Annotated in this window: 6 protein-coding genes; 1 reads left to right on the top strand and 5 read right to left on the bottom strand. The window is 73.0% G+C overall.

Features of this window, described 5'->3' with window-relative positions; genetic code table 11:
- A partial coding sequence (locus G3I53_RS09090) for an Ig-like domain-containing protein (protein WP_164438209.1) occupies positions 1-995 on the bottom strand: 995 nt, incomplete at its 3' end.
- Between the two features lie 244 nt (positions 996-1,239).
- Complete coding sequence (locus G3I53_RS33720) at positions 1,240-1,719, bottom strand: hypothetical protein (protein WP_343240580.1); 480 nt, start codon at positions 1,717-1,719, stop codon at positions 1,240-1,242.
- 136 nt (positions 1,720-1,855) lie between these two features.
- Between G3I53_RS33720 and G3I53_RS09075 the strand changes: the two genes are divergently transcribed.
- A complete protein-coding gene (locus tag G3I53_RS09075) occupies positions 1,856-2,182 on the top strand; it encodes an LAETG motif-containing sortase-dependent surface protein (protein WP_343239607.1) in 327 nt (108 codons plus the stop codon).
- 50 nt (positions 2,183-2,232) lie between these two features.
- On the opposite strand, the gene hutH is transcribed toward G3I53_RS09075, so the two are convergent.
- From hutH to G3I53_RS09060, 3 genes are all read right to left on the bottom strand, one after another.
- Positions 2,233-3,786 (bottom strand): histidine ammonia-lyase, encoded by a 1,554-nt coding sequence (hutH, locus tag G3I53_RS09070; protein ID WP_164333292.1) that lies wholly within the window; start codon positions 3,784-3,786, stop codon positions 2,233-2,235.
- 64 nt (positions 3,787-3,850) lie between these two features.
- The gene (locus G3I53_RS09065; RefSeq protein WP_164438208.1) at positions 3,851-5,041 is read right to left on the bottom strand and encodes a GGDEF domain-containing protein; all 1,191 of its coding nucleotides are present in this window, start codon (positions 5,039-5,041) and stop codon (positions 3,851-3,853) included.
- 93 nt (positions 5,042-5,134) lie between these two features.
- On the bottom strand, positions 5,135-5,935 hold the full coding sequence (locus G3I53_RS09060) for an enoyl-CoA hydratase-related protein (protein ID WP_164334564.1): 801 nt from the start codon (positions 5,933-5,935) through the stop codon (positions 5,135-5,137).
- Between the last annotated feature and the right edge of the window lie 359 nt (positions 5,936-6,294).

Below are 6,294 nucleotides of genomic sequence, written 5' to 3'. Positions count from 1 at the left end.
GTGCCGGAGGTGCTCAGGCGCATGGCGTGCGGCACGTCCTTGATGTCGTACTCGCCCTTGCCGTCGTCGTCGGTGAAGCCGACGGTCGCGCCGTTCATCCGGGTCTCCTTGAACTTCTCGGAGATCACCATCTGGCCCTCGTACGTCTTGTTCTCGGGCGAACCGGCGGAGATCGGGATGGTCCGGACGGTCTTGCCGTCCCGCGTGACCTTCATCTGCTTGGTCTTCGCGTCGACGTAGGAGACCTGGTTGCGTCCGATCTTGAAGGTGACCGTCTTCTGCTGAACGCCGTAGACGCCCTCGGCACCCTCGACGCCGTCGAGCTCCAGCTTCAGGGTGACCGTGGAGCCGCCCTTCCAGTAGTCCTCGGGACGGCAGTCCATGCGGTTGGCGTTGAACCAGTGACAGGCGACCTCCTGGCCGCTGTCGGTGGAGACGGTGATGCCCTTCTGGACATCGGCCTTGTTGGTGATCGCCTTGTCGAAGTTGATGGACACCGGCATGCCGACACCCACCGTGGTGCCGTCGTCCGGGGTGAAGTTGCCGATGAAGCTGTTGGCCGGCGAGACGGTGGTGAACGAGGCGTTCTCGTGCGCCGCGCGGCCCTTGGAGTCCTCGGCGGTCGCGGTCAGCTTGTAGGTGGTGGCCCGCTCCAGCTGGCCGGTGGGCTTCCAGGACTTCTTGTCCGCGGATATCTGTCCCTCGACGGCCTTGCCGTCGGCGGTCGTCATCTTCACCTCGGTGAGCGTGCCCTTGGCGACGGCGACGGCGGCGGAGTTGTTGATGGAGGCGTTGTCGGTGCCGTCCTTGGGCGTGATCTTGATCTGGGCCTCGGACGACTTCTTGGCCGCTGCCTCGTCGACCTGTGCCTGCGAGGTGTCGTTGCCCTTGTCCCCGTCGCTGTCGCCACCGCCGGAACACGCCGAGAGCACCATCACTCCGCCGAGCAGAGCGGACGCGGCCATGAGACCCTTGCGCCGCTTACCGTCCGTCATCACACGCTTCTCCATCGTCGCCGCTTCCCCAAACCCCGCGGTGCCCCCGGGCATGGCCTGGAGGTCCCGCCAACCATTCCAACGCTACGACCGGTTGTTCCCGTTCCCTCCGGCCCACGGATGTGGGACACACCACGTCCGCCTCTGCGGGCGGTGCGGGCGCCGGCCGGCGCTTGGCGTGAGACGCCGTGACCCCGGCCGGCGGTTGCCGGCCGGGGTGACGAAATTTCCGGAGCGGTCCGGCTCAGCCGGCCGCGCCCACTCCGCGTACCCCGCTCTCCTCGTCGAAGTCGCCGTAACCCGCCTCGCTGTCGTGCACGTGCGTGTCGTCCCCGTCCGCGCCGAAGCCGTCCACGCCGTCCTCGTCCGGGCCGGTGTCGTCGTACGGGTCGGTGTCGTCGTACGGGTCGTCGTAGGCGTCGTCGTCGAAGGACGCGTCGCCATCATCCTCTTCGAGGTCCCAGTCGGGCGCCTCGGGGTCGTAGTCGATGCGCTCGCTGCTCCAGGACGCCTGGTGCAGTTCGAGGCCCGCCACCTCACCGACCAGGGCGAACGGGTCCACGAGATGGGCGAGGGCCTCGGCCGTGTCCTCGGTCACAGCGCGCTCGGCGTGGACCCGTTCCGCCGACGGCAGGCCGGCGTCGGCGGCGATGCCGGCCAGCGCGGCCTCGGTGACGGCCCGCTCGTCCTCGACCTCGAGGACGAGCTCGACGCGAAGCCGCACAAACCGTGATGTCTCCGGTTGATTCATGCCCGGAGCGTACGGTGCCCGGCGCCCGTGACTTTCCTGTGACCCGCGCCTTTCACTAACATCGCACCACACGGCCAATTAGCCAGCGTTGCAAGGGGATCGATATTCCGTGTCATCCGCTCTCCGTCCGTTGCTGACCGCCACCGCTGCGGGCACGCTGCTGTGCGCTCTCTGGTTCGTCCCGTCCGCCAACGCGACGTCGGACGCCCCCGGGGGCGGCCTGACCACGGCCGTCCCGTCCCCCCAGGTCACCGAGCAGGCGAGAGTGGCGTCCGGCGCCACCAACGCGTCCTTGGACCGCTCCGCCGAGGGGGCCCGGCTGGCCGACACGGGCAGCTTCGACAGCACCCCGTACCTCGTCGGCGGCAGCGCCTGTCTCGCCCTCGGCGCCGGTTTCGTCGTGTACTCGGTGCGCCGGGAGCGCCTGGGGTTGTGAGGGCGCACGGTGCGTGACGGGGCCCGCCCGGCACGCACCTGACGGTCCGTTCAGCGCAGCGGGCCGGTGACCTTCTCCACGGCCTCGACCAGGCGCCCGTCCCGGACGAAGGCGTCGGCCGCCTCCAGGTCGGGGGCGAGGTACCGGTCGGGTCCCGGCCCCGCCACGCCCGCCCGGCGCAGGGCGTCGAGGACCGCGCGCGTGGCGGGCGCCGGGGTGAGGCCCTCGCGCAGTTCCACCGCCCGCGCGGCCGCGTAGAGTTCGACGGCGAGGATCCGCGTGAGGTTGTCGACGGACGTGCGCAGCTTGCGGGCCGCCGACCAGCCCATGGACACGTGGTCCTCCTGCATCGCGGAGGACGGGATGGAGTCGGCGGAGGCCGGCACGGCGAGCCGCTTCAACTCGCTGACCAGGGCGGCCTGCGTGTACTGGGCGATCATCAGCCCGGAGTCGACCCCGGCGTCGTCGGCCAGGAAGGGCGGCAGTCCGTGGCTGCGGTTCTTGTCCAGCAGCCGGTCGGTGCGCCGCTCGGCGATGGAGCCCAGGTCGGCGGCGGCGATGGCGAGGAAGTCCAGGACGTAGGCGACCGGGGCGCCGTGGAAGTTGCCGTTGGACTCCACCCGCGCTCCGCCGGAGGTGTCCTCGGGCAGCACGACCGGATTGTCGATGGCGGCGGCGAGTTCGCGTTCCGCGACCAGCCGGGCGTGGGCCAGGGTGTCCCGTCCGGCCCCGGCGACCTGCGGGGCGCAGCGCACGGAGTAGGCGTCCTGGACGCGGGGCGCGTCGTCCTGGTGATGTCCCGTCAGCCCCGAATCCCGCAGGACGGCCAGCATGTTGGCGGCGCTGGCGGCCTGCCCCGGGTGCGGGCGGATGGCGTGCAGCTCGGGGGCGAGCACCTTGTCGGTGCCGAGCAGGGCCTCCAGGGTGAGCGCGGCGGTGACGTCGGCGGACTTGTAGAGGGTGTCGAGGTCGGCGAGCGCCATGAACAGCATGCCCAGCATGCCGTCGGTGCCGTTGAGGAGGGCGAGCCCTTCCTTCTCGCGCAGTTCGACGGCGCGGATGCCGTGTTCGGCGAGGAGTTCGCCGGCGGGCCGCACGGTGCCGTCGGGGCCCTCGGCGTCACCCTCGCCCATGAGCGCGAGGGCGCAGTGGGACAGCGGGGCGAGGTCGCCGGAGCAGCCCAGGGAGCCGTACTCGTGCACGACGGGGGTGATCCCGGCGTTGAGGACGTCGGCCATGGTCTGCGCGACCTCGGGGCGTACGCCGGTGCGGCCGGAGCACAGGGTCTTGAGCCGGAGGAACATCAGGGCGCGCACGACCTCGCGCTCCACCCGCGGCCCCATCCCGGCCGCGTGGGACCGGACGATGTTGCGCTGCAGCCGCCCGCGCAGTTCCGGGCTGATGTGCCGGGTCGCCAGGGCGCCGAAGCCGGTGCTCACGCCGTAGACGGGGTCGGGCTTGGCGGCCAGGGCGTCCACGATCTCCCGGGAGGCGGCGAGGGCGGCCACTGCCTCCGCGGACAGCTCGACGCGGGCCCCGCCGCGCGCCACGGCGAGCACGTCCGACTCCGTCACTCCGGAGGGGCCCACCACCACAGTGTGCATATCCATATTCAGGAGCGTACGCAGTGAATTCCGTGATGTCACCCCTGGAATCCGCGTCCGCCCCTTACCCGCCGTCCGCGTAGCCGCCGTCCTCGTACCCTCCGCCCTGCGGGGAGTGCCGGCCCCGGAACCTGCGCCGCTCCCCGTCGGACGGGCCGGACGGCTCGTCCGCGAGCCGCACGACGGGGTCGTCGGGCCCCTCCCGGCCGGCCACCACGGGGTGGGCCGCCCGCTCGGCCTTGGCCCGGTACTGCGCGGCGTCGGCCAGCCGGAACAGCCGCCGGGCGGACCGCACCGGCCCGATGGGGTCCTCGGTGGAGGCCACCCCGCAGGACACTCCGTCGCCGATGCCCAGCTCCGCCGCCCGGCGGCAGACCTCGTCGGCCGCCTTGACCACCTCGTCCGCGGACGGGCCCACCGCGAGCAGGCAGAACTCGTCCCCGCCGAGCCGCGCCGCCAGGGCCCCGGGGAGCATCGCACCGCACAGCGACAGCACGGTGCCGAATCGTTCCAGCAGGCGGTCGCCGACGGCGTGCCCCAGGGTGTCGTTGACGCGCTTGAGGCCGTTCACGTCGCACACCACCAGGCTCACCACGGCACCGTCCCGGCGGTGCCGCTCGATCGCCTCGTCGAGCCGCCCGTCCACGGCCCGCCGGTTGGCCAGACCGGTGAGCGCGTCGGTGTACGCCAGCCGCCGCGCCTCCTCCAGCCGCTCGGTCTGGGCGATCCCGGCGGCCACCACCGCCGCCAGCACGGTCGCGAAGTCGGCGTCGTCCCGGGCGAACACGGGCGCCCCGACGGGGCGGGCCACGTACAGCTCCCCCCAGGCCCTGCCGTGCAGCACGATCGGCGCGACCACGCAGCAGCCGCGCCCGCGCCGGCGCAGCGCGGCGACCCGCTGGTGGCAGTAGCCGGGCCGCCCCTCCGCCGCCCCCTCGGCGGTCTCCACCCAGGCGTCCGGCTCCCCGCCGCCGGCCCACCGCTCGTGCAGGAACTCGGTGATCTCCGCGAACTGGTGCACCGGGTAGGACTCGTCCTCCGGGAACTCCTCCTCCCCCTCGGCGAGCTCCCCGACGTTGACCAGGACCCGCAGCCGGCCGAGCTCCCGCTCCCACACCGACAGGGCGGCGAAGCTCCCGCCGAGGGCACGGCAGGCCCCGCAGGCCGCGGCCCACCACGCCTCCCGCGAGCTGTGCGCGGCGGCCATGCCCTGGGCCAGCGTCACCACGTCCGCCAGCCGGCTGTCCTCACCCATCCCCCCAGGCTAGGGAGATTCACGCCGAATCGGGAGATTTTCGACGCGAATGGGGATCATTCGGCACGGATCGGCACAGGTCACCGGGTGCGCCTACTCCCCGGGCCAGTTCGGCCGGCGCTTCTCGTTGAAGGCGGCGACGCCCTCCGCGCGGTCGCCCGAGAAGGCCACCGACCGCCAGGCCGCGTCCTCCACCTCGAGACCGGCGGGCAGGTCCAGCCCGTGGCCGAGCCGCAGCGCCCGCTTGGCCGCGCGCAGGCCGACCGGCGAGTTGCCCGCGATCCGGGCCGCCATCGCCAGGGCCTCCTCCCGGTCCCTGCCCTCGTCCACCAGCACGTCGACGAGCCCCAGCTCACGCGCCTCGGCGGCCTCCACCCGGCGCGCCGTGAAGATCAGCTCGGCGGCCCGCGCGGCCCCCACGCGCCGGGGCAGCAGCTGCGTGCCGCCACCGCCCGGGATCACCCCCACGGACACCTCGGGCAGCCCCAGCACCGCCGTGCCGTCGGCCACGATCACGTCGCAGGACAGGGCCAGCTCGAAGCCGCCCCCCAGGGCGAAGCCGTGCACCGCGGCCACCGTGGGCACCGGAAGCTCCAGCACGCCGGTGTACGCGCCCCGCGCGACCGGACGCTGGCGCACCAGGTCGGCGTCGCTGAAGGAGTTGCGCTCCTTGAGGTCGGCGCCGACGCAGAACGCGCGCTCGTGCGAGGAGGTCAGCACCACCACGCGCACCTCGCGGTCGGCCCCCAGCGCCGCGCACGCCTCGGCGACGGACCGCGCCATCCCGGTCGAGACGGCGTTCATGGCCTTCGGCCGGTCGAGGACGAGCTCCGCGACATGCCCCTGCTCGTGCCGCCGCACCAGCACGAACTTCCCGAACCGTTCCTCACTCATGACGCCCTCCGGTTAACGCGGGTTAACAATGGTCCGCCCCGATCATCGCAGCCGGAGCCCGCCCGCAAAAGGGAGTGCCGCCGGTTCCCCCGTCACGCCCCGCCCACCCGTTCGAGTGACATCCGCTCGACTCCGGCCACCCCGAGGGAGGGAGCGCCTAACGTGCGCTCCACTGCGACGCGCGCGGGGGCGCGTCCGCGGGGGGAGGGATCGCGATGACGACCAGGACACCGGCCGAACCGGCACGAGGCACACCGGCGCCGCCCGGACCGCGCCCCCGGGGCCGCCATCGCAAGCCCCGCCGCCGCAAGGTCCTGCTGGTGGCGGGCGGTCTGGCCCTGGCCGCCGGCACCCTCGGC

Source organism: Streptomyces sp. SID14436, from assembly GCF_010548465.1.
Taxonomy (GTDB): domain Bacteria; phylum Actinomycetota; class Actinomycetes; order Streptomycetales; family Streptomycetaceae; genus Streptomyces.
This window is presented reverse-complemented; position numbering and strand designations above follow the sequence as displayed.

Excerpts from the sequence above, each read along its gene's own strand:
- hutH (WP_164333292.1), bottom strand. The coding sequence starts at position 3,786 with ATGCACACTGTGGTGGTGGGCCCCTCCGGAGTGACGGAGTCGGACGTG.
- G3I53_RS09065 (WP_164438208.1), bottom strand. The coding sequence starts at position 5,041 with ATGGGTGAGGACAGCCGGCTGGCGGACGTGGTGACGCTGGCCCAGGGC.
- G3I53_RS09060 (WP_164334564.1), bottom strand. The coding sequence starts at position 5,935 with ATGAGTGAGGAACGGTTCGGGAAGTTCGTGCTGGTGCGGCGGCACGAG.